The following is a 24,508-nucleotide window of genomic DNA, read 5'->3' on the forward strand; positions in this document are numbered from 1 at the left end:
CACCAGAACGCCCCGGCCCGCGCCCGTTTCCGTACCCGCGATCCGGAACCGGAGGACGGGCTCGGCGGCGCGCGTGCTCGAAGATCCGTCACCGTCCCGGGGAGCGCCGGAGCAGCGCCGGTCAGCCGGCCGTGAACTTGTCGAAACCCGTCGTGCTCCAGGTGCCGCCGTCCGCCGTCACCGCGAACGCCTCCACGTCCTCCAGCGCCTCCAGCCAGTCCCGTGCCGAGCGGCCCCGCGCGAAGGCCGCCGTCGCCCAGGCGTCCGCCGCCGTCAGGCCCTCCGCCAGCACCGTGACGGAGACCAGGCCGTGCCGGGGCGGGGAGCCCGTGCGCGGGTCCAGGACGTGGCAGCCGCGTTCGGCCGTGCCGCTGGTGGCCACGGCCAGCCGGCCCTCGCCCTCCACGACGGCGGCGAGCCGGCCCGGGCGCAGCGGGTCGCTGATCCCGGTGCGCCAGGGCCGCCCGGGGCCGGCGCGGCCGCACAGCTGGATGTCGCCGCCGCCGTTCACGCAGCTGTCGGCGGCCCCGGCCTCGGCCAGCCGCTGCGAGGCCCTCTCCACCGCCCAGCCCTTGACCAGCCCGGTCGGGTCGAGCCCGCCGGCGTACCGGGTGCTGAACCAGCCGTCGCTCATCTCCTCCGCGCCCTCGCAGAGCAGCAGGACCTCCGCGATCAGCGGATCGCAGTCACCGGCCGACAGTTCGCCGCGCGCCAGCCGGCTGAGTTCGCTCTCCTCCCGGTACGGGGAGAACAGCTCGTCCACCCGGTGCAGCCAGGCCACCGCGTCCTCGACCGCGGGCCCGGCCTCGTGCGCCCGCGGGCCCCGCACGTCGAGGGAGAAGACCGTGCCCATGGCCTCCTCGACCCGGCGGAACCGGGGAGGTTCAGCCACCGGCCCGGTCCAGGGCGCTCTGCAGGGACTTCTTGTAGCCCTCGCTGGTGAAGGTGGCGCCGGAGACGGTGTCGATCTCCGCGCTCTGCGCCTGCACGGCCTTCTTGCCGAGCTCCGGCACCGCCCGGGCGGTGATCGACTCCGTCTGCGGGTTGCCCGACGGGGCCTGGGCGGCGTCGGCCGCGGTGATCTTCCCGCCGGTGAGGGTGATCCGGGCCTGGACGGGCCCGTACTCGGTCTTGACCAGGTCGCCGGTGACGGTACGGGGCGCGTCCTGGGCCGGTGCCCCGCCCTCGCCCCCGCCCTGGCCGTCCCCGGGGGCCGCGGCCTCGCCCCCGCCCGCCGGGTCCCCGGCCGGTGCGCCCGGTGAGGGCGCGCCCGCTCCGCCCGTTCCGGGCGCCGCCGGCGCTCCGGCGGCCGGCGGCTGCGCGGCGGAGGTCCGCTCGGCCTCCCACGGCGCGTACGGCATCTTGAGGGCCAGGAGCAGGACGACACCGGAGACGGTGGCGGCGCTGCCCAGGACGACGCGGCGTATCGGGTGCTTCCTCATGGGTTCTGCTCCGGCTCGCTCTCGCTGTGGCTCACAGCTCGAAGGACTCGTGGTGGATGCGGCGGGCCGGGACCCCGGCCTCGCGCAGGATGGCCTGGAACTCCTCGGCCAGGCCGGGAGGTCCGCACAGGTAGACGTCGTGCTTGGCGATGTCGGGGAGGACGCGGGCCATGCCCTCCGCGGTGATCTGCGGCCGGGTGCCGTCGGGTTCGTTGACGGCGGAGAACAGCTTCGCCTGCCGCCGCCCGGCGATGACGCGCAGTTCGTCCCAGAGTACGAGGTCCTCCTTGCGGCGGGCCCGGTACAGCAGCGTCAGGTCCCCGGGGGCGGCGGGGATCGTCTCGAAGAGTGCCCGCATCGGGGTGATCCCGGCTCCGCCCGCGATCAGCAGCACCTTGGTGCCGCGCCGACCCTCCTCGCCGCGGGGCCGCTGCCGGCGGGCGGCGGTGAGCGCGCCGTACGGGCCCTCGGCCCAGACCCGGGTGCCGGCGGGGAGCGCGGCCAGGGCGGCGCTGTGGCCGCCCGCCGCCTTGACGGTGATGCGCAGCCGGTCGTCGCGCGGCGTCGCCGACAGGGAGTACGGGTTGGAGGTCCAGCGGAGCCCCGGGGCGAGGAACCGCCAGCGGAAGAACTGCCCCGCCTCGGCGTTCATCCCGGCCAGGTCCCGCCCCGACATGATGACGGAGGTGACGCCCGCGCCCTCCTCCACCACTGACTCCACCCGCAGTTGGTGGCGCAGGTTGAGCCGGACGGGGGTGATGATCCGGTACCAGAGCATGAGCGCGGTCACCGTGCCGTACAGCGCGTACCAGGCGGTCTGCGCCGCCGGGACGGCGAGGAACTCGGTGCCGGTGGAGAGCTGGTGCCAGAAGGCGAGGAATACGGCGGCGTAGGTGAGCAGATGCAGGTAGTACCAGAGCTCGTACGGCAGCTTCCGCCGCGCGGCGCCGGCCGAGATGAGGCCGATCACCACCAGCAGCACGGTGCCGGCGGCAGCCTCGATCATGTCGGGGAAGTCGAGGACGACGGTGAGGAACTGGTCGACGAGGCCGGTTCCGGCCTGCTCCGCGTAGCCCCACACGATCAGCGCGGTGTGCGCCACGATCAGGCTGATCGTGTAGCGGCCCGCCATCGCGTGCCAGCGGGCCACCCGGTCGGAGCCGATCCGCCGCTCCAGGACCGGCACCCGGGCCATGAGCAGCACCACCACGGCCGTGGAGTAGCCGGCCAGCAGCCCGGTGATCCGTCCGGCGCCGGTGACCCAGTCGGTGGTCGCCGAGACGACCGGGGTGTTGTACCACCACAGGCCCAGCACGGCGAGGGCGCCCGCCCACAGCGCGCCCAGTACGGGCAGGGCGCCGGAACTGCGCGGCCGCATCCGGACCTCGGCCCGCCGCCGCGCGGCGCGTCCGACGTCCGCGATCGTCTGGATTCTCGTCTGAGCCGCCGGCGTACCGGTCGCCGGCGGTGGTTCCGCCGGCTGCCTCGTCGATGTCTCAGTGGTGATGCTCACGGTCCTGCCTCCCCGCTGCGCCCGGCTACCGGCAGTAGCCCCCGGCCTTCTCCCACCAGTACGGAGAAAATCCCCCGGATGCTCAGCGCACGGGCGAAACGGGCCGTGGCACGCCGGCGCACCCCTCCGGCGGGCGTTGTGGCCCGTCGGAGCGCCGCGCCTCGCGCTCGCTCCCACGAGGCGCCCTGTCACGGGGAGCGCTCCGTCAGCCCCCGACTCTCTTCTTCGCGCGCCGGGCGCTCCCCGTGCGCCTCGTTCTGTGGGCGGCAGCGTCCGCACCGAGAAGTTGTGACACCCGCTGGAAGGACAACCCCATGACGCGGCCGGCGTCCCGCTGGCTCAGATCCCGGGTGAGGACCTCGGCCGCGCGGCGCATGGCACGGCGCTCCGCCTCGGCGGCTTCCGCGGCGGCCTGCTTGGCGCGCTCCGCCTGTTTCAGCGCCTGCCGCGCCTCTTCCGGCAGTTCGGTCTCGATGGAGACCTCGATGTCGCCCGGCTCGGCGCCGAGCATGACGGAGATGGCCTCGCGCGCGGCCCCCTCCGCCTTGTCGAGCCGCTTGGTCTGGCTGAAGACGCCTGGCAGAGAGGGCACTTCGAGTGCCCACCAATCGCCCGCCCGGCGTGCGGTCACACGGTAGGTCTTCATCGCCACCACTTCTCTCCGAGTTCCGTTTCCAGTGCCTTGCAGATGCTCTCTGCCGTGATCTCGTTGATCTCCTTGTGCTTCGGGATGGTCACCGGCGTCGCACCGCACGTCCACACCTGGTGACTGCCTTTCTGCCGACGCATCTCGAAGGGGATGTCCTTGGCCTTTGCTGCTTTTCTGATCCTGCCGACCAGGGTCTTGTACTTCACGAGTGTATGTCTAGTGTTGCTAGAACTCGCAAGTCTAAAGTCCCTAGACTGTTCACCCGGAAGAGTGTGCGCAGCCGAGTGGCGCGGCGGCACGGAGTCGCCGGGACGTCCTGGACCGGCTGCGCGGACTGGCGGGCGGCGACGGCGGGCTGACCCTGCTGACCGCCACGAAGGATGTCGAACGGAGCGCCGCGCGCGTGCTGGAGCGGGTGCTGGCGGACGGCCGCTGACCCGCCGCTGACCTGCCCCGCGGCGGCCGCCCGGGGCGGTGCCGCGCCATCCCCCCGGAGCGCGTTGACGAAACATACGGTCCAGTGCATACTTATGCCTGTCAGCGCATGCATCGTAAGGAGAATCCCGTGACCGAGCGCGTCGTACTCGCCTACTCGGGCGGCCTTGACACCTCCGTCGCCATCGGCTGGATCGCCGAGGAGACGGGCGCCGAGGTCATCGCCGTCGCCGTGGACGTCGGCCAGGGCGGTGAGGACCTGGACGTCATCCGCAAGCGTGCGCTGGCGTGCGGCGCCGTCGAGGCGGAGGTCGCGGACGCCAAGGAGGAGTTCGCCGACGAGTACTGCCTCCCGGCGATCAAGGCCAACGCCCTCTACATGGACCGCTACCCGCTGGTCTCCGCCCTCTCCCGGCCCACCATCGTCAAGCACCTGGTCGCGGCCGCGAGGAAGCACGGCGCCGGCGTCGTCGCCCACGGCTGCACCGGCAAGGGCAACGACCAGGTCCGCTTCGAGGCCGGCATCTCCTCCCTCGCCCCCGAGCTCACCTGCATCGCCCCGGTCCGGGACTACGCCATGACCCGGGACAAGGCCATCGCCTTCTGCGAGGACAAGAACCTCCCGATCGCCACCACCAAGAAGTCGCCGTACTCCATCGACCAGAACGTCTTCGGGCGGGCCGTCGAGACCGGCTTCCTGGAGGACATCTGGAACGGGCCGATCGAGGACGTCTACGAGTACACCTCCAACCCGGCCGACCCGCGCGAGGCCGACGAGGTGATCATCACCTTCCGGCAGGGCGTCCCGGTCGCCATCGACGGCAAGCCCGTCACCGTCCTCCAGGCCATCCAGCAGCTCAACGAGCGCGCCGGGGCCCAGGGCGTCGGCCGGATCGACATGGTCGAGGACCGGCTCGTGGGCATCAAGTCCCGGGAGATCTACGAGGCCCCCGGCGCCATCGCGCTGATCACGGCCCACCAGGAGCTGGAGAACGTCACCGTCGAGCGCGAACTGGCCCGCTACAAGCGGCAGGTCGAGCAGCGCTGGAGCGAGCTGGTCTACGACGGCCTGTGGTTCTCCCCGCTCAAGCGCGCCCTGGACGGTTTCGTCAACGAGGCCAACGAGCACGTCTCCGGCGACATCCGGATGACCCTGCACGGCGGCCGGGCCGTCGTCACCGGCCGGCGCTCGGAGTCCTCGCTCTACGACTTCAACCTCGCCACCTACGACACCGGCGACACCTTCGACCAGTCGCTCTCCAAGGGCTTCATCGAGCTCTTCGGGATGAGCTCCAAGATCGCCGCCAAGCGGGACCTCGCACAGTAAGCGGCCCCCCCCGCGGACCGGTACGGTCCCGTACCGTACGCACAGCAGGACACCACCGCCTCCGCGCCCCGTCCCGGGTCGCGGAGGCGGCCCGTATCACCGGCATGACCGGGGCGAAACGGCATGACCGGCACCACCGGCACACAGCGTCACGCGCACGAGGAGCACCGATGACCAACGGCCAGCAGCACCCGACCCCGGACGGCGGCGACGTCCGGCTGTGGGGCGGCCGCTTCGCCTCCGGACCGGCGGAGGCCCTGGCCCAGCTGTCGGCGTCCGTCCACTTCGACTGGCGGCTCGCCCCGTACGACATCGCGGGCTCCCGCGCCCACGCCCGCGTGCTGCGCTCGGCCGGGCTGCTCACCGACGACGAGCTGGCCCGGATGCTGCAAGGGCTGGACCGGCTGGAGGCGGACGTCGCCGACGGCTCGTTCACCGGCACCGTCGCCGACGAGGACGTCCACACCGCCCTGGAACGCGGCCTGCTGGAGCGGCTCGGCCCCGAGCTGGGCGGCAAGCTGCGGGCCGGCCGGTCCCGCAACGACCAGATCGCGACGCTCTTCCGGATGTATCTGCGGGACCACGCCCGCATCATCGGCGGCCTGCTCGCCGAGCTCCAGGAGGCCCTCGTCGGACTGGCCGAGGCGCACCCGGAGGTGGCCATGCCCGGCCGCACGCACCTCCAGCACGCCCAGCCCGTCCTCTTCGCGCACCACGTCCTCGCCCATGTCCAGGCGCTCTCCCGGGACGCGGAGCGGCTGCGGCAGTGGGACGACCGCACGGCGGTCTCGCCGTACGGATCGGGGGCGCTGGCCGGGTCCTCCCTGGGCCTGGACCCGGAGGCGGTCGCCACCGACCTGGGATTCGAGCACGGCTCCTCGGCCAACTCCATCGACGGCACGGCCTCCCGCGACTTCGTCGCCGAGTTCGCCTTCATCACGGCGATGATCGGCATCGACCTCTCCCGGATCGCGGAGGAGGTCATCATCTGGAACACGAAGGAGTTCTCCTTCGTGACCCTGCACGACGCCTTCTCCACCGGCTCGTCGATCATGCCGCAGAAGAAGAACCCGGACATCGCCGAACTGGCGCGGGGCAAGTCCGGCCGGCTCATCGGCAACCTCACCGGGCTGCTCGCCACCCTCAAGGCGCTGCCGCTCGCCTACAACCGCGACCTCCAGGAGGACAAGGAGCCGGTCTTCGACTCCTGCGACACCCTGGAGGTCCTGCTCCCCGCCTTCACCGGCATGCTGGCGACCCTCACCGTCAACCGGGAGCGGATGGAGGAGCTGGCCCCGGCCGGTTTCTCGCTCGCCACCGACATCGCCGAGTGGCTCGTCAAGCGGGGCGTGCCGTTCCGGGTGGCGCACGAGGTGGCGGGCGAATGCGTGCAGGAGTGCGAACGGACCGGCATCGAGCTGGACCAGCTGACGGACGAGCAGTTCGCCAAGATCTCCCCGCACCTCACCCCCGAGGTGCGGAGCGTCCTGAATGTGCCGGGCGCGCTGGCCGCCCGCAACGGCCGCGGCGGTACGGCACCGGAGGCGGTGGCCGTCCAGCTCGCCGGGGTCAAGGCCGACCTCGCCGTACAGCAGCAGTGGGCGACGGCCAAGGCGACGGCCGAGGCCATGGCCGAGGCGAGCTCCCCGGAGGGCTGATCCCGGCCGCTGATCCCGGCCGGCCGGGGCGCGGTGCCTCAGCCGGTCCGGTCGGCCTGCCGGGCGCAGAGCATGAGCGTGTCCGCGAAGGGCACCCGGAAACCGCCGGGCCGGGCGGCCTGCCCCGTGCCGCCGGCGTCCTCCTCCCGCTCCGTACCGGTCCGCGCCCCGGCGTCCGGGGCTCCGCTCTCGGCGAGTGCCTGGACGACCCAGCCGGGGACGTCCCGGTCGGCCGTGCAGTCGGTGAACCGCTCGGACCAGGAAGAGGGTTCGGGCGTGTGCTCCACGAAGCTGTCCACCACCAGCCGCCCGTCCCGCCACACCGCGACCCGGCCCTGGGTCTCACCGCGCTCCTCGAAGACGTGCTCGACGGTGCCGGTGAGACGCCCCGCCGCGTCGTAATGGACGGCGATGCCGCTGGGCGGGACGGCCGTCCCCGTGTAGGTGACGCGCGCGACGCGGGAGCCGTCGTCGCGGGCCCGCCACACCGTCATCGGCGGGACCTCGGGGATGTGCGCGCCCTGCGGGAGATGCGTGGCGATCAGCCCGGCCTCGATGGCCCGCAGGGTGCGGGCGGCGAGCCGGCGGGCGGCCGGGGAGCCGTCCTCGCGGTAGCGCTCGCGGAAGGAGCCGTCGGACTCCAGCAGCCACCGGACGGTCCGCGGGAGGGCGGTGGCGCGGGCCGCCGCGTGCGCCCGGGCCGGCGGCCGATGCCCCGTCTGCGGTGACGCACTGGCCGGGGGCCGGCTCCGCCGTTCCTCCGCGGCGGCCGGGTGTGCGGCGGGCAGACCGGTCGCCGTGACGGCGGTCAGTGTGGTGACGAGGGCGGCGAGGCGCATCGGGACATCCTCTCGGCCGGGCCGCGGGCGCCCGGCCTGTGGTGGGAGGACCGGCGGACCGGACCGGCGTACGGGACAGGACGCTAGTCACGCACCGGCCCAGGCGCTCTCCCGGCTGCTCCGATCCGGCGACGCCCGGCTGCTCCGATCGGCGGCGCCCGGCCCCGGCCGCTCCGGCGCACTCCGGCGCACACCGGTGTGCCGGTCGTGGGGCCCGTACCCACGGAGCCGCTCCCCGGTCGGGTGATTTTTCCGGCGAACCGCGCTGAACGTCCCCTTCCGGGCCCACAGTCGTGACGGCCGCAACCCGGCGCAACACGACACAAGGGAGTCATTCATGCGCAAGCCGCTCATCGCGCTGGCCGCACTCGCACTGCTCGCGGTGCCCGTCCACGGCACCGCCTCGGCCGCCCCGACCGGCCCGGCCGCCGAGAACGCCCCCTGCTACAACTGGTCCGTCAAGTCCCGCGAGGGCTACGCCAACGGGCGGCGCTGCGGGTCGAAGGTCCACGGCACGGTCAAGGACACCCGCGCCGACGGCCGCTGCCCGTACGTGCGGGTGAAGACCCAGAAGGGCTGGTACTTCGACGGTCCCTGGGTCGGCCCCAAGGGCAAGAGCAAGAAGTTCACCATCGACACCCGGGGCGACTTCGCCACCCACTACTACCTGCGGTACATCCACTGCTGACGGCCGGCGGCCCGGAGCCCGGGCGCGCTCGAACGGCGAACGGCGGCCCCGGCGGGCGGTTCCGCCGGGGCCGCCGTCCGTCGCGCGGGACCGGGGTGGTCAGGCCGCCTTCGCCTTGGTGGCGTACATGTCCACGTACTCCTGGCCGGAGAGCCGCATGACCTCGCTCATCACCTCGTCGGTCACCGCCCGCAGCACATAGCGGTCGCGGTCCATCCCCTCGTACCGGGAGAAGTCCAGCGGAGTGCCGAAGCGGACGGTCACCGGGGCGATCCGGGGCATGCCCTTGCCGCCCGGCTGGACCTTGTCGGTGCCGATCATCGCGAACGGGACCACCGGCGCGCCCGTCATCAGCGTGAGCCGGGAGACGCCGGTCCGGCCCCGGTACAGCCGGCCGTCGGGGGAGCGGGTGCCCTCCGGGTAGATGCCGAAGGCCTTGCCCTCCTCCAGCAGGCGGCGGCCGGTCATCAGCGCGGCGACGCCGCCGTGCCCGCCGTCGCGGTCGACGGGGATCATGCCGGACATCCCGAAGAACCAGGCCATCAGCCGGCCCTTGATCCCCTTGCCGGTGACGTACTCGTCCTTGCCGATGAAGAAGACCTGGCGCTTCATGACGAGCGCGAGGAAGAGCGAGTCGATGAAGGTGACGTGGTTCCCGGCGAGGATGACCGGCCCGGTCGCCGGGACGTTCTCCGCCCCCTCGACCCGTGGGCGGAACAGGACGCGCACGAGCAATCCGAGAAAAGCCTTGAGCGCAATACGGGACAACGGGCCCTCCGGTCTGGTCCTGGTCGTCGGCCGAGACAGCGCGCGCGATGTTTCCGCATCGCGGGAGTCTGCAGGTGAGTACGGTACTCGCGCGATCCCCGGAGACGCACATCCGTCCGGCTCGCGGACGCCGCGAGCCGGAGTGTGTTCGCCCGGTGTTCGGCTTGTGCTCTCCCACGGGACAGGTATAGCCGCCTACGATCACCCCCGGTTGTCGGGCAGGTTCACAACAAGAAACAGGGGATCTCATGGAGCAGGCGCAGGAGCACGGGCCGGGCCGCCGCGTACTGCTGGGGGCTGCGGCCCTCGGCGCGGGCGCGGCCGTCCTGGGCGCGGCGGGCACGGCGAGCGCGGCGGGCACGGCTCCGGCCGCCGGCAAGGACGGCCGGAGCCCGTACCGGGGGCTGCCGGTGCCCGCCGTCGTCGCCCACCGCGGCGCCAGCGGCTACCGGCCCGAACACACCCTCGGCGCCTACCAGCTCGCCCTCGACATGGGCGCGGACGTCATCGAGCAGGATCTGGTGCCCACCCGCGACGGCCATCTGGTCTGCCGCCACGAGAACGACATCACCGGGACCACGGACGTCGCCGGCCACCCCGAGTTCGCCGGCCGGAAGGCCACCAAGACCGTCGACGGCACCGAGATCACCGGCTGGTTCACCGAGGACTTCACCCTGGCCGAACTGAAGACCCTGCGCGCGACGGAGCGCATCCCGGCGGTCCGCCCGCACAACACCCTCTACAACGGCCGCTGGGAGATCCCCTCCTTCGAGGAAGTGCTCCGCTGGGCCGACCGCGAGGGCCGCCGTCGGGGCCGCCCGGTGTGGCTGCACGTCGAGACCAAGCACCCCAGCTACTTCCGGGGGATCGGCCTCGGGCTGGAGGAGCGGCTGGCGAAGCTGCTGCGCCGGTACGGGCGGCACCGGAAGAACGCGCCGGTCTTCCTGCAGTCCTTCGAGCCGACCAGCATGGAGCGGATGAGCCGGCTGGTCTCCACGCCGCGGGTGGTGCTGCTGTGGACCGCCGACGACCGCCCCTGGGACTTCCGGGAGGCCGGCGACCCGCGGACCGTCGCCGATCTGGTCACCCCCGAGGGGCTGGCGTGGATCGCCGGCTTCGCGCAGGGCATCGGCCCGCTCCTCGACCTGGTGATCCCGAAGGACGCCGACGGGAGGCTGACCACCCCCACCACACTCGTCGAGGACGCGCACCGCGCCGGGCTGGTCCTGCACCCGTACACGATGCGGAACGAGAACACCTTCCTGCCCGCCGGCTTCCGCCGCGGCAGCGACCCGGCCGCGTACGGGGACGCCTTCGGCGCGTACCGCGCCTACTTCGCCACCGGCATCGACGGGATCTTCACCGACAACCCGGACACGGCCCTCCTCGCGCGGGAGGACTTCCTGCGGGGCTGAGCCCCGGGGCGCCGGCCCCGCGCCACCGGCCCGGGGCCGGGTCAAGGGCCCAGGTCAACGGGGTGGGTCAAGGGCTCGCGTCAGGGGCGGCCGGCCCGGCGACACGGACGGGTGAGTTCGGGGAGCAGGCGAAACCATCCTGCATCCCCGGGGTGTCCCGGAGGGCATGACACCGAGTGACCTGCTCCTCCGGCTGCGCCCGCTGCTCGCCGCCGAGGCGGCGGCCGAGGCCCACGGCACCGCCGTGGAGGCCGCCGACCTCGAACAGGGCGTCTGGCTGCGCCTGCTGGAACACCGCCGGGAGACCGGTCCGATGCCGGAGCGGGCGGCGGCGGAGTGGCTGCGGGCCGCCGTCCGCAGCGAGGGGCGCGGGGCCCGGCTCCGGGCCCGCCGGGAGGTGCCGTACGCCCCGGTGGACGGCGGGGAGCCGGCCGCCGCCGGCCGGGCCCGGTCGGCCGGCCCGTCCGGGGTGGAGGAGCGGGTGCTGGCGGCCGAGGAGCGGCGCGAACTGTGGAGCGCGGTGCGCCGGCTGCCCGGCCGGTGCCCGGGTCTGCTCGCTGCGATGCTGTCCCCCCGCGACCCGACCTACCGGGAAATCGCAGGCGCGTTGGGAATCTCACAGGGAAGTCTTGGGCCGATTCGTTCCCGGTGCCTGGGATGTCTGCGCAGAATGCTCACGGCGGAGGTTGCGGCTCCCGGACTTCGGGGAAGGGAGCGTTAGCCGACCGGAGCCATGGACGCGGCGAATCCGTTTGCCGCTCCGGTCAGGGCATCCGGCCCGGGCGCCCCACCCTCGACCGCGCCCGGGCGATTCGAAAGGGGAGGCGTGCGCGTATGGGCATGAGCGTGACCATCTCTGCGGCGGCCGATGAGGACGCCGAACAGATCCTCAAACTCCAGTACCTCTGCTACCAGCGCGAGGCGGAGCTGTACGGCGACTACGGCATCGAACCGCTGACCCAGTCCCTGGACGACCTCCGTGCCGAACTGAGCCGGAGCCTGGTGCTCGTGGCCCGGCTCGGCACGGAGGTCGTCGGGTCCGTCCGCGGGACGGTGGACGCCGACGGCACCGCCGGCATCGCCAAACTCATCGTCCATCCGCGGATGCAGCGGCACGGTCTCGGCGGGCGGCTGCTCGCCGCGATCGAGACACGGCTCGCCGAGGAGTCGGAGGCCAAGCGCTACCGCCTTCTCACGGGCCACCGCAGCGAGGGCAATCTGCGGCTCTACCGGCGCTGCGGCTACGCGCCGGTCGGCACCGAGCAGATCTCGCGCGGGCTGAGCCTGGTGACCCTGGAGAAGGGCGCCGAGGTCGGCAGTCTGGTCGCCAGCGCCTGATCCGCGCACGCGGTCCCACCCCGGGCCGGCCGGCACGGCACACGCCGTGGCGGCCGGCCCGCCGCATGTCCCGCTCCCCGGGCCCGGGCTCCCCGTGCCCCGCTGTCCGCGTCGCGTCCGGATGCGCGCCCGGCCGCCTCGTCGGTCGTCAGGTGCGGCGGGCGCCGCGCAGCCAGAACAGCGCCGCCACGGGCAGCACCAGCGGCAGGAAGAGATAGCCCATCCCGTAGTCGGACCAGACCGTGGCGTCGGGGAACGCCGAGGGGTCCACCAGGGTCCAGGTGCCCACGGCCAGAACGCCCGTCAGTTCGAGTCCGCAGCAGACCTGCCCGAGGCGCCGGGCACCCTCGCCGCCCCGCACGAGCGAGAAGAGGATGACCGCGTACACGCAGGCCGCGGCGGCGGAGAGGACGTACGCGAGCGGGGCCTCGTCGAACTTCGTCAGCATCTGCGCGATGGAGCGCGAGGCGGCGCCGACGGTGAAGACGCCGTAGAGCAGGACGAGCAGCCGGCCCGGACCGCTGCCGAGCCGCAGGCGCTCGCCGGACGGAGCCTCCGGGGGAGCGGCGGGCCGGGCCGCGGTGCCCGCGGCCGCCGTGTCCGGGCTCGCGGTGCCGGAGGCCGTGGTGTCCGCGGTCGCGGTGCCGGAGGCCGTGGTGTCCGCGGTCGCGGTGCCGGGGTTCTGTTCAGGCACCGGGACCGCCTCCCCAGATGTCGTGGAGCCGTACCTCCAGCACCGCCAGCACCACCGCTCCGGCGGCCACCGTCACCGAGCCCCAGCGGGTCCGCTCGGCCAGGGACAGGAAACCGGCGGCGGGCACGGCCGCGGCCGCGCCCAGCAGATACGCGAGGAAGATGCCGGTGCCGCCCTCCGGCCGGTCGCCGCCCGCCAGCCGGACGATGCCGACCGCCAGCTGGGCCAGCGCGAGCACGCTCACCACGGCCACCCCGATGAAGTGCCAGTCCTTGGTGGGCTGGTCGCGGTAGGCCGCGAAACCGCACCAGGCGGCGAGCGCGAGAGCGGCCGCGGAGACCGCGAGCGTCAGTGCGGTGATCACCGGTACCGCCTCCGGCGGTGGTGCGGGCCGCTCTGCGGGCGGCCGGGCGGAGGGAGAGGCATGGAACGACTTTAGTGCGCCCGTTCCGGGCCGCCGCGCCCGCCCCCGGGACCGCCCCCGTGCCCGGCCGTACGGCGTGGTGCCGGCCACAGCCGGCGGCGCCACGCCTGCGGCCGGCCCCGGCCGGCGGCCCGCCTGCCGGGGGTTTCCGCCGGTACGGCCGATCTGCCCGATGTCCGGCATCCGATCACTGTTGTCCAACATGTGGAATGCTGTGATCGTTCGGTGCCGGGGTCTGCTTAACTGGGGCGCATGACCACGACGAGCAGCCGCATCACCGCGACCGAGGCGATCCAGACGCCCGGTGCTCGCCGCATGTGTCGAATGTGTCGCCCCTGAGGGCCCCTCTCCCGCTCCTCGCGCCCCGAAGCGAACCCCCGCGGCCGTGCCGCCCCGCCCCGCCGGGCGCACCGTGCCGCGACGCCCCGCGCCATGACCGCCCGGTCCGGCCGTGCCCGGACACCGCGGCGTCGTGACGCCACCGGGCCGCGCCCCCTCCCGTGGCCGCGGCCCGCCCCGTACCCGTATGTCCCGTGCCGGCGCCCCCGTGCGCCGCGCGCTCGAAAGTGACGGATATCCCTGTGATCACCACCCAGGACCTGACCAAGGTCTACCGCTCCCGGGACGGCCGGGAGACCACCGCCCTGGACGGTGTCGGCCTGCACGTCCGCGAGGGGGAGGTGTACGGCGTCCTCGGCCGGAGCGGCGCCGGCAAGTCCACCCTCATCCGCTGCGTCAACCTGCTGGAGCGGCCCACCTCCGGCACGGTCACCGTCGACGGCCGGGACCTCACCGCGCTCGCCGGGCGCGGCCCCCGCGCCGGCGCGGAGCTGCGCCGGGCCCGGACCCGGATCGGCATGGTCTTCCAGCACTTCAACCTGCTCTCCTCGCGCACCGTCCGGGCCAACGTCGAACTGCCGCTGGAAATCCTGGGACTCACCCGCCGCGAACGCGAGCGCAAGGCCCTGGAACTGCTCGACCTGGTCGGTCTCGCCGACAAGGCGCGGTCCTACCCGGCGCAGCTCTCCGGCGGCCAGAAGCAGCGCGTCGGCATCGCCCGCGCCCTGGCCGGCGACCCCAAGGTGCTCCTCTCCGACGAGGCGACCTCCGCGCTCGACCCCGGGACCACCCGCTCCGTGCTCCGGCTGCTGCGCGACCTCAACCGGCAGCTCGGGCTGACGATCCTCCTCATCACCCACGAGATGGAGGTCGTCAAGGCCGTCTGCGACTCCGCCGCCCTGATGCGCGAGGGCCGGATCACGGAGTCCGGCACCGTGCCGGACCTGCTCGCCACCCCCGGCTCCGAACTGGCCCGGGAGCTCTTCCCGGTGGCCGGCCAGGCGTCCGGCGAGAACCGGACCGTCGTGGACGTCACCTTCCACGGCGAGACCGCGACCGAGCCGGTCATCTCCCGGCTCGCACGGACGTACAACGTCGACATCGCCGTCCTGGGCGCCGCGATGGACACCGTCGCGGGCCGCCAGGTCGGCCGGATGCGCATCGAACTGCCCGGCCCCTTCGAGGAGAACGTCGTGCCGATCGGCTATCTGCGCGAGCAGGGCCTGGGCATCGAGATCGTGCGCGCCCCCGGCACCCCGGAGGCCGAGGGCACCAGCGGGACCCCCGCCGGACCGCTGGTCCGCGGAGGTGCCCGGTGACCTGGTCCGAGATGCAGCCGCTGCTGTCCGCCGCCTGTCTGGACACCCTCTACATGGTCGGCTGGTCCACGGTCTACGCGGTCCTCGGCGGACTGCCGCTGGGCGTGCTGCTGGTGCTGACGGGCGAGGGGGGCCTGCTGCGCAACGGCCCCGTCAACAAGGTGACCGGCGCCGTCGTCAACGTCGGCCGCTCGCTGCCCTTCTTCATCCTCATGATCGCGCTGATCCCGTTCAGCACCCTGGTGGTCGGCACCTCCATCGGCCCCACGGCGGCCGTCGTCCCGCTGGCCGTCAGCGCCGTCCCGTTCTTCGCCCGGTTGGTGGAGACGGCCGTCCGCGAGGTCGACGACGGACTCGTCGAGGCCGTGCAGGCGATGGGCGGCTCCACCTGGACGGTGGTCCGCAAGGCGCTGCTGCCGCAGGCCCTGCCGTCCCTCGTCGCGGGCCTCACCACCACCGTGATCGCCCTCATCGGCTACTCGGCCATGGCCGGCGCGGTCGGCGGCGGCGGGCTCGGCAACCTCGCCAAGACCTACGGCTACCAGCGGTTCGAGACCGACCTCATGATCGTCACCGTGGTGCTGCTGATCGTCCTCGTCAGCACCGTGCAGCTGGCCGGCGATCTCGTGGTGCGCGCCCTGGCCCGGCGCGGCCGCTCCGGGACCCGCCCGGTACGGAAACGCCGGCTCCGCGCGGCGCGCCGCTGACCCCGGCGCCCCGCCGCCACCCCCGGCCACCCCGCGCGGCCCACCGAACCTCCGGCCCGCCCGCTCCACACCGGGCGGAGCCGGACCCCGAGCCCGGACCCTTCGCCGGGCGGAACCACCCGCAAGAAAGGCACTCTTCGTGCGTACCCCGCTGGAATCCCTCCGCAAGCCCACCACCCTCCGGGCCGCGACGGCTGCCGCTGCCGCCGCCCTCACCCTGACCCTCGGCGCCTGCTCGGCCCCCTCCGACGCCGGTTCCGGGTCCGGCGGCGACTCCGCGGACGCCCCGCTCACCGTCGCCGCCACCCCCACCCCGCACGGCGACATCCTCGCCTACGTCAAGAAGAACCTGGCCGACGACGCCGGACTCGACCTGGAGATCCGGGAGTTCGACGACTACGTCCTCCCCAACACCGCCACCGAGAGCGGCGAGGTCGACGCCAACTTCTTCCAGCACAAGCCCTACCTCGACGACTTCAACGAGCAGAAGGGCACCCACATCGTGCCCGTCGTCAACGTCGAGATCGAACCGCTGGGCCTCTACTCCGAGCAGCTCGGCGGCATCGGGGACCTGAAGCCCGGCCACACCGTCGCCCTCCCGGACGACGCCACCAACGAGGGCCGCGCCCTCAGGCTCCTCGCCGACCACGGTGCCATCGAACTCGCGAAGGGCACCGGCAGCGACGCCACCCTCGGCGACGTCGCGGACGACAAGGGCCTGGAGTTCAAGGAACTGGAGGCCGCCCAGATCCCCACCCGGCTCGCTGACGTCGACGCCGCCGTGATCAACGGCAACTACGCCATCGGCGCCGGGCTCAAGCCCGCGAAGGACGCCCTCGTCCTGGAGAAGGCCGAGGGCAACCCGTACGCCAACTTCCTCGCCGTGAAGAAGGGCAACGAGGACGACCCGCGGGTGGAGAAGCTCGCCCGGCTCCTCAACTCCGACGAGGTCGGGGCGTTCATCGAAAAGCGGTTCGAGGGCTCCGTCCTGCCCGCCTTCGGAGCCGTCGCGTCCTGACCCGGCCGCACCCCGGGCCGCGCTCCGGCCCGCCCCGGAACCGGCCCCCGGCCCGCGGGCCCCGCCACCGCGCGGGGCCCGCGGCCGTCCCGTCCGCCCCACCCGGCGCTGCGCCCTCCCGCGCCGATGCTGCATGCTGGGCTGTCCAGCAGACCCCGGACCCGGAGCGGCCCATGACCCCCACTTTCCCGGACATCACGATCAGCACCGACCGCCTGGTGCTGCGCCCGTTCGAGGAGGGTGACGTGCCCGCCCTCGCGGACATGATGAACGACGAACTCGTCACGGCCTGGACCTCCGCCCCCCACCCGTACACCCTGGACGACGCCCGCGACTGGGCCGGCCGCGCCGCCCCCGCCGAGCGCACCGAGAGCCGCGGCATCGTCTTCGCCGTCGCCGAGTTCCTCACCCAGCGGCTGGTCGGCTCCGTCCACCTGCGGAACACCAACTGGCGCTGCCGCTCCACCGAGATCGGCTACGTCACCGCGCCCTGGGCCCGCGGCGAGGGCTACGCCAGCGAGGCGGTGCGCGCCGTCGCCCAGTGGCTCTTCCGCCACCAGGGCTTCGAACGGCTCGAACTGCGCACCGCCGCCGACAACACCGCCTCCCAGCAGGTCGCGCAGAAGACCGGCTGCATCAGCGAGGGCGTGCTGCGGAACGCCTGGATAGCCCGCACCCGCACCGAGGACGGCGGCTGGGCGGACATCCGCACCGACCTGATCGTCTGGAGCCTGCTCCCCGAGGATCTGGACGACCTCGACGAGGAGACGGCGAAGGGGGACCGGGCCGCCTACGCCGACTGGAACTGACGCGCCCGGCGGCGCCCCGCGCCCGCGGCCGGAACCGGCGGCCCCTGCGCGCGGTGCCCCGGGCCCACCGGGGTACCCTCACCGTGCCCGCCCCACCCCCGCGGGATCCGTGCGCGACTTTCCCAGGAGACTGACGACGATGGCCGACCGGGTCACGGTGATCGGATGGGACGGCTCGCCGCTGACCGCCGCGGCCCGCTCCGCCCTCGGAGCCGCCACCCTCGTCGCCGGCGCGCCCCACCATCTGGACCTGCCCGAAGTGCCGTCCACCGCCGAGCGGATCAGGCTCGGCAGCCTCGATCTCGCCGCCCGCCGCATCGTCGGCCACCGCGGCACCGCCGTCGTGCTCGCCGACGGCGACCCCGGCTTCTTCGGCGTCGTCCGCACCCTCCGCGCCCCCGAACACGGGCTGGAGGTCGAGGTGGTGCCCGCCGTCTCGTCCGTCGCCGCCGCCTTCGCCCGCGCGGGCATGGCGTGGGACGACGCCCGGATCGTCACCGCGCACAGCCGCGATCTGCGCCGGGCCGTCAACGTCTGCCGGGCCCACAGCAAGGTCGCCGTCCTCACGGCGCCCGGCGCCGGCCCGGCCGAACTCGCCCTGCTGCTGGGCCCGGTGCACCGCACCTTCGTCATCTGCGAGGAACTCGGCACCGACCGGGAGCGGGTCACCGTCCTCACCTCGGACAAGGTCGCCGACCACACCTGGCGCGACCCGAACGTCGTCCTGTCCATCGGCGGCTTCGCCTCTCCCGTCACCCAGCAGGCCGCCTGGCTGGCCGGCGGCGACACCGCCCTGGCCACCGGGCCGCGCGGCTGGGCGCTGCCCGCCCAGAGCTACGGAGGCGTCCTCTCCGAGGCGGAGACCGCGCAGCTCCGGGCCGCCCAACTCGCCCGGCTGGGGCCGCGCGTGGGCGACCTCGTCTGGGACATCGGCTGCGGCAGCGGCGCGGCGGCGGTCGAGGCGGCCCGGCTCGGCGCCGCCGTCATCGCCGTCGACCGGGACCAGGGGGCCCTGGTGGTCGCCGGGGACAACGCCCGCCGCTACGGCGTGCAGATCCAGACGGTGCACGGCACGGCGCCGCACATCCTGGAGGATCTGCCCGAACCGGACACGATCCGGATCGGCGGCGGGGGAGCTCCGGTCGTCGCGGCGTGCGCCGCCCGGCGGCCCGAGCGCATCGTCACGCACGCCAGGACCCGGGACGGCGCGGAGGCCGTCGGCAGGGCTCTCACCGACGGCGGATACGGCGTCGAATGCGCCCTGATCCAGACTGTGGAGTTGGACACGTCGCAGGACACGGGATGGGCCGAACGCCAGCGTGACGTGGGCTTTTTCCTGTGCGGACACAGGATCGGCCGTCCGCTCTGAGCTTGTCCACCCGTGCCGTGCGGGACGTCCGCGCCAGGTAGGCTGGCGGACTGTTGTGACGCAGCGGCGTTCGGCACTTCGTTCGTCAATACCCGGAACGCACCGTGCGTTTCGAGCGCTCGGTACGGAGCTCGGGGGACGTGTGACGTACCGACCGGCGCGGACGCTCGTTCCATTCCATGAGCGGCCTTCGCGTCGCGGTCGGGCGCGCCGGGCGGGCGGGTCGATGGAGCACTATCGATGGGCGAGGGGTACGCATGACTGACACCGGCCGGATCCCGGACGAGGGGCTGCCGGAGAACGGCGGACAGCAGGAGGCACCGCAGCACGCGACTCCCGCCGTCCCCGCGGGCGACCCCTCGCTGAACCAGGACGCGCTCCAGCAGGACTTCCCACTCCACCAGGACCCCTCACCGCACCAGGACCCTTCGCTGCGGCACGGCGCCCCGGGCGCCGGGTACGCCTACCACGGCCCCGCGGAGCCGGCGGCCTCCGCCGGGGACGACGACCTGCTGCTGATGCCCGGCACCCAGGGCGCCTGGAGCGAGCAGCCCGCGTACGACCCGCTGACGGATCCGCTGCCCGACCCCCTGACGGGGCCGCTGCCGCGGCCGGAGACCGGGCCGGCCTCCTCGTACACACCCGCGGCGGCGTCGTACGAGCAGCAGCAGACGCCCTACGAACCGCAGTCCTACGAGCCGCGGCAGTCGTACGAGCAGCAGCCGTACGAGCCGCAGCAGTCCTACGAGCAGCGGCAGCCGCACGACCAGCAGCCGTACATTCCGCGCCCCGCCGCCGAACAGCCGTTCACCGGGCAGCCCCGGTCCGGACCGGCCGCTTCCGCGCCCCAGCACACTCCCGCCCGGCGGCCGCTCCGCCCGGGCCCGCCGGTGCCCGAGCCGGGCGGTACGACCGGCGGTGTCGTCCGCTCGCTCGCCGACCGCGGCCCTGCGGGCGCTCCCGCCCGGCAGTTCCCCGGGATGGCGACCGCCCCGGCGCGGACCCAGGTGCCCCAGCAGCAGCCGCCCGTGACCATCCCGGCATACGCGCAGCAGCCGTCCGCCACGCTCCCGGGCCCGCAGCTCGGCGAGATCCCGGCGCAGAACGGCCTCTGGTCCGGGCAGCCGGCCGCGACGGACGCCGCGCGAACGCCCGTCCCGGCGGCGGCCGTTCCCCGCCGGGAGACGGCCGCGCCCGCGGAGACCGGCACCGCCGATGACGGCACGGACACCGGCGCCGGTGCGGCGCGAGCTGCCGCCCCGCCGTCGCCCGGGGCCGCACAGGCCGTTCCCGTTTCCGAGCAGAGGCCGCGGCCGGTACCGGAGGAGCCCGGCGCGGACGGCGGACAGGAGTCTTCCGCCGTCGTCGCCGAGACGGAGACGGAGACGGAGGGGGACCCGGGGACCGACCCGGCGACCGCGGCCGGGGAGGCCGGTCCGGCCGACGGCGCGGACCCGGCCGCCTTGCGCGCCGCACCCGGCGAGGACCCGTCCGCCGCCGAACCGGCCGTCTCCGCCGCCGAGCCGGAGGAGTCCTCTCCGGCCCCGGCCGCCGCCGGTCTCGCCGCGCCCGTCACCGCGCTGCCGGACGAGATGACGGCAACGGGCCCCGAGGCCACGGCGGCACCCGGGGCTCCCGAGCCCACGGCGGAGGGGGGCCCCGACACGGAGGCCGGCAGCCCGGACGCGGCGCCCGCGTCCCCCGCTTCCACGGCCTCCGCCGACGGGGCACCGGAGCACGCCGCGGGCAGGAGCCGGCGCGGCCGGCGCCGTGCGGCTCCCGCCTCCCCGCAGGAGCCGGCACCCGCGGCCGCACCGGCCGGTGCGGAGAACACCCCTGCCGGACCCGCCGGTGACGGCGTCTCACCGGACGCTGCGGTTGTGGACTCCCCGGGAACACCGGCCGGACCGGACGCCCCCGTGGCGGTCGCCGTGGCCGTGGCGGTCGCCGCCCAGCCCGGTGCCGAAGAGGCAGGGGCCGAAGAGGCCGGTGCCGGGGAGGAGGAGCGGCCCGCGAAGGTCGCCGCGGGAACGGGCCGACGGCGCCGGGCAGCCCGCCCCGCGACCGCCGAGCCGGATTCCGTGCCCGGACCGCAGGCAGGAGCCGCGGAGACGGCCCCGGCCCTCCCGGAGACGGAGCAGGCGGCTCCGGAAGGCCGGGAGACCGCACCGGCCGCCGCACCGGAGGCGGAGCCGGCCGCCGAGCCGGCAGCGCCGGAGAGCGCGGGCGACGCCGCGGAGTCAGCGACGACGGCGGCCGAGCCCTCAACCACCCCGGTGGAAGCGCCGGTCGACGCAGCCGCGCAGGAAGCGCCGGTCGCACAGCACGCACAGCAGGCACCCGCCGGCTCCGGGGCACCCGAGGCGGCCGCCCTCGACGCCGGCTCCGTGCCCACCGACGCCGGCGCCCCGCCCGTCGGCGACGGCTCCGCACCGGCTGCGAGCGAGAGCGCCGTCCCGCCGGGAACCGACGGAGCCGCCGCCCCCGGTGAGGAGGCCGGACCGGACGCCGTTGCCGGACCGGACACGGCAGCCGGGACGGAGCCCGGCACCGGAGCGGATGCCGGTACGGCCGCGCAGGTGGTCGAGCCGGACACGGCCGCACCCGGGCCCGAGGCCGGTGCTTCCGTCCCCGGGACGGAGAGCGCCGAGCCGGAAGCCGCTCAGCCCGAAGCCGCTCAGCCCGTAGGCGCTGAGCCGGAAGCCGCCGAGCCGGGCGCCGACCGGCCGGAGACGACCGGAGCGGATGCTTCCGGAGCGCGGCCGGAGGAAGCCGGCGTGGCGGCCGGCAATGAGGCCGGACCCGCCGGACCGGGGGCGCCGGAGACCGTTCCCGAGGGGGCGGAGCCGAGCGCTGCCGAGCCGAAGGCGGCCGGCCCCGCCGCAACGGAGCAGCCGGCCGTCGCCGAACAGCCCGCCACCGAACCGGAAGACACCGCGGCCGGGCCCGCCGCCGACGCCTCCACGGATCCCGCGCCGGGAGGGGGCGCGCCCGTAACGGGCCCCTCCGCCTCCGAGCCCTCCGCCTCAGACTCCTCCGCCTCAGACTCCTCCGTCTCCGAGCCCCCCGGCTCCGGGCCGGCCGCTGCCGCCGAGGAGACCGCCCCCGCGGGCCCCGGCTCGGCCACCGCTTCCGACCCCGCCCCCGACACCGTTCCGGCGCCCGCCGCCGCATCCACCACCGGAGTCACTCCCATTCCCGACGCCGACCCCGCACCCGACCCCGGTATCGCCCTCGCGGACCGGCTCCTCTCCGCCCGCACCGCCCCGCGATCCGGCGCCCCCGCCCCCGCACCGGAGACCGCGCGGCCGGCGAGCCCCGAGCAGGGCACCGGCGCGGACCGGCCGGACCGGCCGGATCAGCCGGATCAGCCCGCGGAGGCGGACCGGTCGGAGGAGCCCGCGCCGCCCTCCGGCCCCCGGGCCCCCGGCTTCGGCGAGGCCGAACGCGAAGCCGTCCTCCGCGTCATGCGGGAACGCCGCGACATCCGCAACGGCTTCCGCGAGGACCCCGTACCGCACGACGTGCTGCTGCGGGTCCTGGAGGCGGCGCACCACGCGCCCAGCGTCGGCCACTCCCAGCCCTGGGACTTCGTGGTCATCCGCTCCGCCGAGACCCGCCGGGCCATGCACGAACTGGCCGTCCGCCAGCGCGAGGCGTACGCCAAGTCGCTGCCCAAGGCCCGGGCGAAGCAGTTCAAGGAACTCAAGATCGAGGCCATCCTCGACACCCCGGTCAACATCGTGGTCACCGCCGACCCCACCCGCGGCGGCCGCCACACCCTCGGCCGGCACACCCAGCCGCAGATGGCCCCGTACTCCTCCGCGCTCGCCGTCGAGAACCTCTGGCTCGCCGCGCGTGCCGAGGGACTCGGCGTCGGCTGGGTGAGCTTCTTCGACGAGCGGGAGATGGTCCGGGTCCTCGGCCTGCCCGAACACCTGGAGGTCGTCGCGTACCTCTGCGTCGGCTACGTCGACGAGTTCCCGGCCGAGCCCGAGCTGGCGCAGGCGGGCTGGTCCAAGCGGCGCCCGCTGTCCTGGGTGGTGCACGAGGAGACGTACGGCCGCCGCGCCCTGCCCGGCGAGGAGCCGCACGACCTGCTGGCGGAGACCCTGCAGGGCATCCGCCCGCTGGACGCCAAGGCGCTCGGCGAGGCGTGGGAACGGCAGAAGCGGATGACGAAGCCCGCCGGCGCCCTCGGCATGCTGGAGATCATCTCGGCCCAGCTCAGCGGCCTCTCCCGGAAGTGCCCGCCGCCGGTCCCGGAGCCCGCCGTCGTGGCGATCTTCGCCGGGGACCACGGCGTCCACGCCCAGGGCGTCACCCCGTGGCCGCAGGAGGTGACGGCCCAGATGGTCGCCAACTTCCTCGGCGGGGGAGCGGTGTGCAACGCCTTCGCCCGCCAGATCGGTGCCGAGGTCTGCGTGGTCGACGTCGGGGTGGCCGGCGACCTGCCGAGCACGCCCGGTCTGCTCCCGCGCAAGATCCGGGCGGGCACCGGGGACTTCACCGCCGGACCCGCGCTGGAGCGCGAGGAGGTGCTGCGCGCGGTCGAGGTGGGCATCGAGACCGCCCGGGACCTGGTCGCCGCGGGCAACAAGGCGCTCCTCACCGGTGAGATGGGCATCGCCAACACCACCGTCTCCGCCGCGCTGATCTCCGTCTTCACGGAGAAGGACCCGGCCGAGGTCACCGGCCGCGGCACCGGCATCAGCGACGAGACGCACGCCCGCAAGGTGGACGTCGTACGGCGCGGACTGGAACTGCACCGGCCGGACCCGGAGGACCCGATCGGCGTGCTCGCCGCGGTCGGCGGCCTCGAGCACGCCGCGCTGGTGGGCCTGATCCTCGGCGGCGCCTCGCTGCGCACCCCGGTGATCCTGGACGGGGTCAGCGCCGGGGCGGCCGCGCTGGTGGCCCGGGCGATCGCCCCCGAGGCGCTCGCCGCCTGCATCGCGGGGCACCGCAGCGCCGAACCCGGCCACATGGCGGCCCTCACCAAGCTGGGCCTGCGGCCCCTGGTCGACCTCGATCTGCGGCTCGGCGAGGGCACGGGCGCCCTGCTGGCCCTGCCGGTGGTGCAGAGCGCGGCCCGCGCGATGCACGAGGTCGCCACGTTCGACTCGGCCGGCGTCACGGAGAAGTCCTAGCCCCCGCACCGGGGCGGGGGCGGCTCCGGAAGCGACCCGGGTACGGCACCGCCGCCGTACCCGGAGCCGGAGGGGCACGGGCCCGGGCCCGGACCGCGTACCGGCTCGCGCCGCCTGAGCCGGTACGGCCCGGCCGGGCCGCCACCGGAACGGCCCGGTGGGGACGGCCGGTTGGGGGCGCTCGGACCGGAACCGCTCGGACCCGGAAGATCCCGGCAGGGAAATCGCCCGGACCGGAAAGGACCGGAACGGCTCGGCCGGGACCGGGACACGCCCCCCGAACCGAACGGCCGGACGAACCGCCCGGCCCCCGAATGCCCGAACAAGCCCCCGAACCCGGAGGACCCCGACGCGCCCCGAACGCGCGCGGCACCCGCACCCCGAACCGCGCCCCGGCACCCGTACTCCCGTTCCCGTCCCACATCACCCGGTCCCACCAGGCCCGGAGTGAGCCGCGAAACAGCCCGGTAACCCGCCGCACTCTAGGCTGGAGCCCGGCGTGCCGGCCGCCGGACGTACGGCCGGCGCACCGCACCGCACCACCCCGCCCGCCGCTCCAGCGCAGTAGCGGCCCGCAGCCCCCTGCCGCCCCGAGGAGCCGTACCGC

Annotated in this window: 21 protein-coding genes; 12 read left to right on the forward strand and 9 right to left on the reverse strand. The window is 74.6% G+C overall.

Annotation, left to right across the window (positions count from 1 at the left end; all coding sequences use genetic code 11):
* Positions 1 to 121: 121 nt before the first annotated feature.
* The 5 genes from LIX60_RS27415 to LIX60_RS27435 all read right to left on the reverse strand — a co-directional run bounded on the left by LIX60_RS27415 (position 122) and on the right by LIX60_RS27435 (position 3,810).
* Positions 122 to 853, reverse strand: a complete 732-nt coding sequence (locus tag LIX60_RS27415; protein WP_227962946.1) for an FAD:protein FMN transferase — start codon at positions 851 to 853, stop codon at positions 122 to 124.
* A 31-nt stretch (positions 854 to 884) separates the two neighbouring features.
* Entirely contained in the window at positions 885 to 1,442 is a 558-nt protein-coding gene (locus LIX60_RS27420; protein ID WP_227961578.1) for an FMN-binding protein, read from the reverse strand.
* 31 nt (positions 1,443 to 1,473) lie between these two features.
* Positions 1,474 to 2,874, reverse strand: coding sequence for a ferric reductase-like transmembrane domain-containing protein (locus LIX60_RS27425; protein ID WP_374117994.1), 1,401 nt, complete (start codon positions 2,872 to 2,874; stop codon positions 1,474 to 1,476).
* A 286-nt stretch (positions 2,875 to 3,160) separates the two neighbouring features.
* Positions 3,161 to 3,601 carry a type II toxin-antitoxin system HicB family antitoxin gene (locus LIX60_RS27430; RefSeq protein WP_227961580.1) on the reverse strand — a complete coding sequence of 147 codons (441 nt, stop codon included), beginning with the start codon at positions 3,599 to 3,601 and terminating at the stop codon, positions 3,161 to 3,163.
* The gene (locus tag LIX60_RS27435; RefSeq protein ID WP_227961582.1) at positions 3,598 to 3,810 is read right to left on the reverse strand and encodes a type II toxin-antitoxin system HicA family toxin; all 213 of its coding nucleotides are present in this window, start codon (positions 3,808 to 3,810) and stop codon (positions 3,598 to 3,600) included. The genes LIX60_RS27430 and LIX60_RS27435 overlap by 4 nt, the downstream gene beginning before the upstream one ends.
* A gap of 359 nt (positions 3,811 to 4,169) precedes the next feature.
* On the opposite strand from LIX60_RS27435, the gene LIX60_RS27440 reads away from it, so the two are divergent.
* Together LIX60_RS27440 and argH are read left to right on the forward strand one after the other, a co-directional pair.
* Positions 4,170 to 5,366, forward strand: coding sequence for an argininosuccinate synthase (locus tag LIX60_RS27440; RefSeq protein ID WP_227961585.1), 1,197 nt, complete (start codon positions 4,170 to 4,172; stop codon positions 5,364 to 5,366).
* Between the two features lie 170 nt (positions 5,367 to 5,536).
* Positions 5,537 to 7,024 (forward strand): argininosuccinate lyase, encoded by a 1,488-nt coding sequence (gene argH / locus LIX60_RS27445; RefSeq protein ID WP_227961587.1) that lies wholly within the window; start codon positions 5,537 to 5,539, stop codon positions 7,022 to 7,024.
* Positions 7,025 to 7,062: 38 nt separating this feature from the next.
* Here the strand turns inward: argH and LIX60_RS27450 are convergent, their stop codons facing one another.
* Positions 7,063 to 7,863 (reverse strand): THO complex subunit 4, encoded by an 801-nt coding sequence (locus LIX60_RS27450; protein WP_227961589.1) that lies wholly within the window; start codon positions 7,861 to 7,863, stop codon positions 7,063 to 7,065.
* Between the two features lie 337 nt (positions 7,864 to 8,200).
* On the opposite strand from LIX60_RS27450, the gene LIX60_RS27455 reads away from it, so the two are divergent.
* Positions 8,201 to 8,551: a hypothetical protein gene (locus tag LIX60_RS27455; RefSeq protein WP_227961591.1), complete on the forward strand. Its 351-nt coding sequence runs from the start codon at positions 8,201 to 8,203 to the stop codon at positions 8,549 to 8,551.
* Between the two features lie 99 nt (positions 8,552 to 8,650).
* On the opposite strand, the gene LIX60_RS27460 is transcribed toward LIX60_RS27455, so the two are convergent.
* Positions 8,651 to 9,319 carry a 1-acyl-sn-glycerol-3-phosphate acyltransferase gene (locus tag LIX60_RS27460; RefSeq protein WP_043468547.1) on the reverse strand — a complete coding sequence of 223 codons (669 nt, stop codon included), beginning with the start codon at positions 9,317 to 9,319 and terminating at the stop codon, positions 8,651 to 8,653.
* 248 nt (positions 9,320 to 9,567) lie between these two features.
* Here LIX60_RS27460 and LIX60_RS27465 point away from each other — a divergent pair, with 248 nt between their 5' ends.
* The 3 genes from LIX60_RS27465 (at position 9,568) to LIX60_RS27475 (ending at position 12,072) form a co-directional block, all read left to right on the forward strand.
* Entirely contained in the window at positions 9,568 to 10,734 is a 1,167-nt protein-coding gene (locus LIX60_RS27465) for a glycerophosphodiester phosphodiesterase (protein ID WP_227961593.1), read from the forward strand.
* 166 nt (positions 10,735 to 10,900) lie between these two features.
* Positions 10,901 to 11,455: a sigma-70 family RNA polymerase sigma factor gene (locus LIX60_RS27470; protein ID WP_227961594.1), complete on the forward strand. Its 555-nt coding sequence runs from the start codon at positions 10,901 to 10,903 to the stop codon at positions 11,453 to 11,455.
* 89 nt (positions 11,456 to 11,544) lie between these two features.
* A complete protein-coding gene (locus LIX60_RS27475) occupies positions 11,545 to 12,072 on the forward strand; it encodes a GNAT family N-acetyltransferase (RefSeq protein WP_374117995.1) in 528 nt (175 codons plus the stop codon).
* 148 nt (positions 12,073 to 12,220) lie between these two features.
* Here LIX60_RS27475 and LIX60_RS27480 read toward each other — a convergent pair whose 3' ends face one another.
* Both LIX60_RS27480 and LIX60_RS27485 read right to left on the reverse strand, forming a co-directional pair.
* Positions 12,221 to 12,766, reverse strand: coding sequence for a hypothetical protein (locus LIX60_RS27480; RefSeq protein ID WP_374117928.1), 546 nt, complete (start codon positions 12,764 to 12,766; stop codon positions 12,221 to 12,223).
* Positions 12,759 to 13,130, reverse strand: a complete 372-nt coding sequence (locus LIX60_RS27485; RefSeq protein ID WP_227961598.1) for a hypothetical protein — start codon at positions 13,128 to 13,130, stop codon at positions 12,759 to 12,761. The genes LIX60_RS27480 and LIX60_RS27485 overlap by 8 nt, the downstream gene beginning before the upstream one ends.
* Before the next feature lie 641 nt (positions 13,131 to 13,771).
* Here LIX60_RS27485 and LIX60_RS27490 point away from each other — a divergent pair.
* From LIX60_RS27490 to cobT, 6 genes are all read left to right on the forward strand, one after another.
* Entirely contained in the window at positions 13,772 to 14,848 is a 1,077-nt protein-coding gene (locus tag LIX60_RS27490) for a methionine ABC transporter ATP-binding protein (RefSeq protein WP_227961600.1), read from the forward strand.
* On the forward strand, positions 14,845 to 15,555 hold the full coding sequence (locus tag LIX60_RS27495) for a methionine ABC transporter permease (RefSeq protein ID WP_227961602.1): 711 nt from the start codon (positions 14,845 to 14,847) through the stop codon (positions 15,553 to 15,555). Before LIX60_RS27490 ends, LIX60_RS27495 begins: the two co-directional genes overlap by 4 nt.
* A 139-nt stretch (positions 15,556 to 15,694) precedes the next feature.
* Positions 15,695 to 16,573 (forward strand): MetQ/NlpA family ABC transporter substrate-binding protein, encoded by an 879-nt coding sequence (locus tag LIX60_RS27500; protein ID WP_227961604.1) that lies wholly within the window; start codon positions 15,695 to 15,697, stop codon positions 16,571 to 16,573.
* A 173-nt stretch (positions 16,574 to 16,746) separates the two neighbouring features.
* The gene (locus LIX60_RS27505) at positions 16,747 to 17,382 is read left to right on the forward strand and encodes a GNAT family N-acetyltransferase (RefSeq protein ID WP_227961606.1); all 636 of its coding nucleotides are present in this window, start codon (positions 16,747 to 16,749) and stop codon (positions 17,380 to 17,382) included.
* A gap of 139 nt (positions 17,383 to 17,521) precedes the next feature.
* The gene (gene cbiE / locus LIX60_RS27510; protein ID WP_227961608.1) at positions 17,522 to 18,751 is read left to right on the forward strand and encodes a precorrin-6y C5,15-methyltransferase (decarboxylating) subunit CbiE; all 1,230 of its coding nucleotides are present in this window, start codon (positions 17,522 to 17,524) and stop codon (positions 18,749 to 18,751) included.
* A gap of 257 nt (positions 18,752 to 19,008) precedes the next feature.
* Entirely contained in the window at positions 19,009 to 23,901 is a 4,893-nt protein-coding gene (gene cobT, locus LIX60_RS27515; RefSeq protein ID WP_227961611.1) for a nicotinate-nucleotide--dimethylbenzimidazole phosphoribosyltransferase, read from the forward strand.
* The last annotated feature ends 607 nt before the right edge of the window (positions 23,902 to 24,508 follow it).

It is taken from the genome of Streptomyces sp. S07_1.15 (genome assembly GCF_020739505.1).
GTDB classification, from domain to species: domain Bacteria; phylum Actinomycetota; class Actinomycetes; order Streptomycetales; family Streptomycetaceae; genus Streptomyces; species Streptomyces xinghaiensis.

What these genes read in the sequence shown, in the direction of transcription:
- LIX60_RS27415 (WP_227962946.1), bottom strand. Translation starts at nt 853, where the DNA reads ATGGGCACGGTCTTCTCCCTCGACGTGCGGGGCCCGCGGGCGCACGAG.
- LIX60_RS27420 (WP_227961578.1), bottom strand. Translation starts at nt 1,442, where the DNA reads ATGAGGAAGCACCCGATACGCCGCGTCGTCCTGGGCAGCGCCGCCACC.
- LIX60_RS27430 (WP_227961580.1), bottom strand. Translation starts at nt 3,601, where the DNA reads ATGAAGACCTACCGTGTGACCGCACGCCGGGCGGGCGATTGGTGGGCA.
- argH (WP_227961587.1), top strand. Translation starts at nt 5,537, where the DNA reads ATGACCAACGGCCAGCAGCACCCGACCCCGGACGGCGGCGACGTCCGG.
- LIX60_RS27450 (WP_227961589.1), bottom strand. Translation starts at nt 7,863, where the DNA reads ATGCGCCTCGCCGCCCTCGTCACCACACTGACCGCCGTCACGGCGACC.
- LIX60_RS27455 (WP_227961591.1), top strand. Translation starts at nt 8,201, where the DNA reads ATGCGCAAGCCGCTCATCGCGCTGGCCGCACTCGCACTGCTCGCGGTG.
- LIX60_RS27465 (WP_227961593.1), top strand. Translation starts at nt 9,568, where the DNA reads ATGGAGCAGGCGCAGGAGCACGGGCCGGGCCGCCGCGTACTGCTGGGG.
- LIX60_RS27470 (WP_227961594.1), top strand. Translation starts at nt 10,901, where the DNA reads ATGACACCGAGTGACCTGCTCCTCCGGCTGCGCCCGCTGCTCGCCGCC.
- LIX60_RS27505 (WP_227961606.1), top strand. Translation starts at nt 16,747, where the DNA reads ATGACCCCCACTTTCCCGGACATCACGATCAGCACCGACCGCCTGGTG.
- cbiE (WP_227961608.1), top strand. Translation starts at nt 17,522, where the DNA reads ATGGCCGACCGGGTCACGGTGATCGGATGGGACGGCTCGCCGCTGACC.
- cobT (WP_227961611.1), top strand. Translation starts at nt 19,009, where the DNA reads ATGACTGACACCGGCCGGATCCCGGACGAGGGGCTGCCGGAGAACGGC.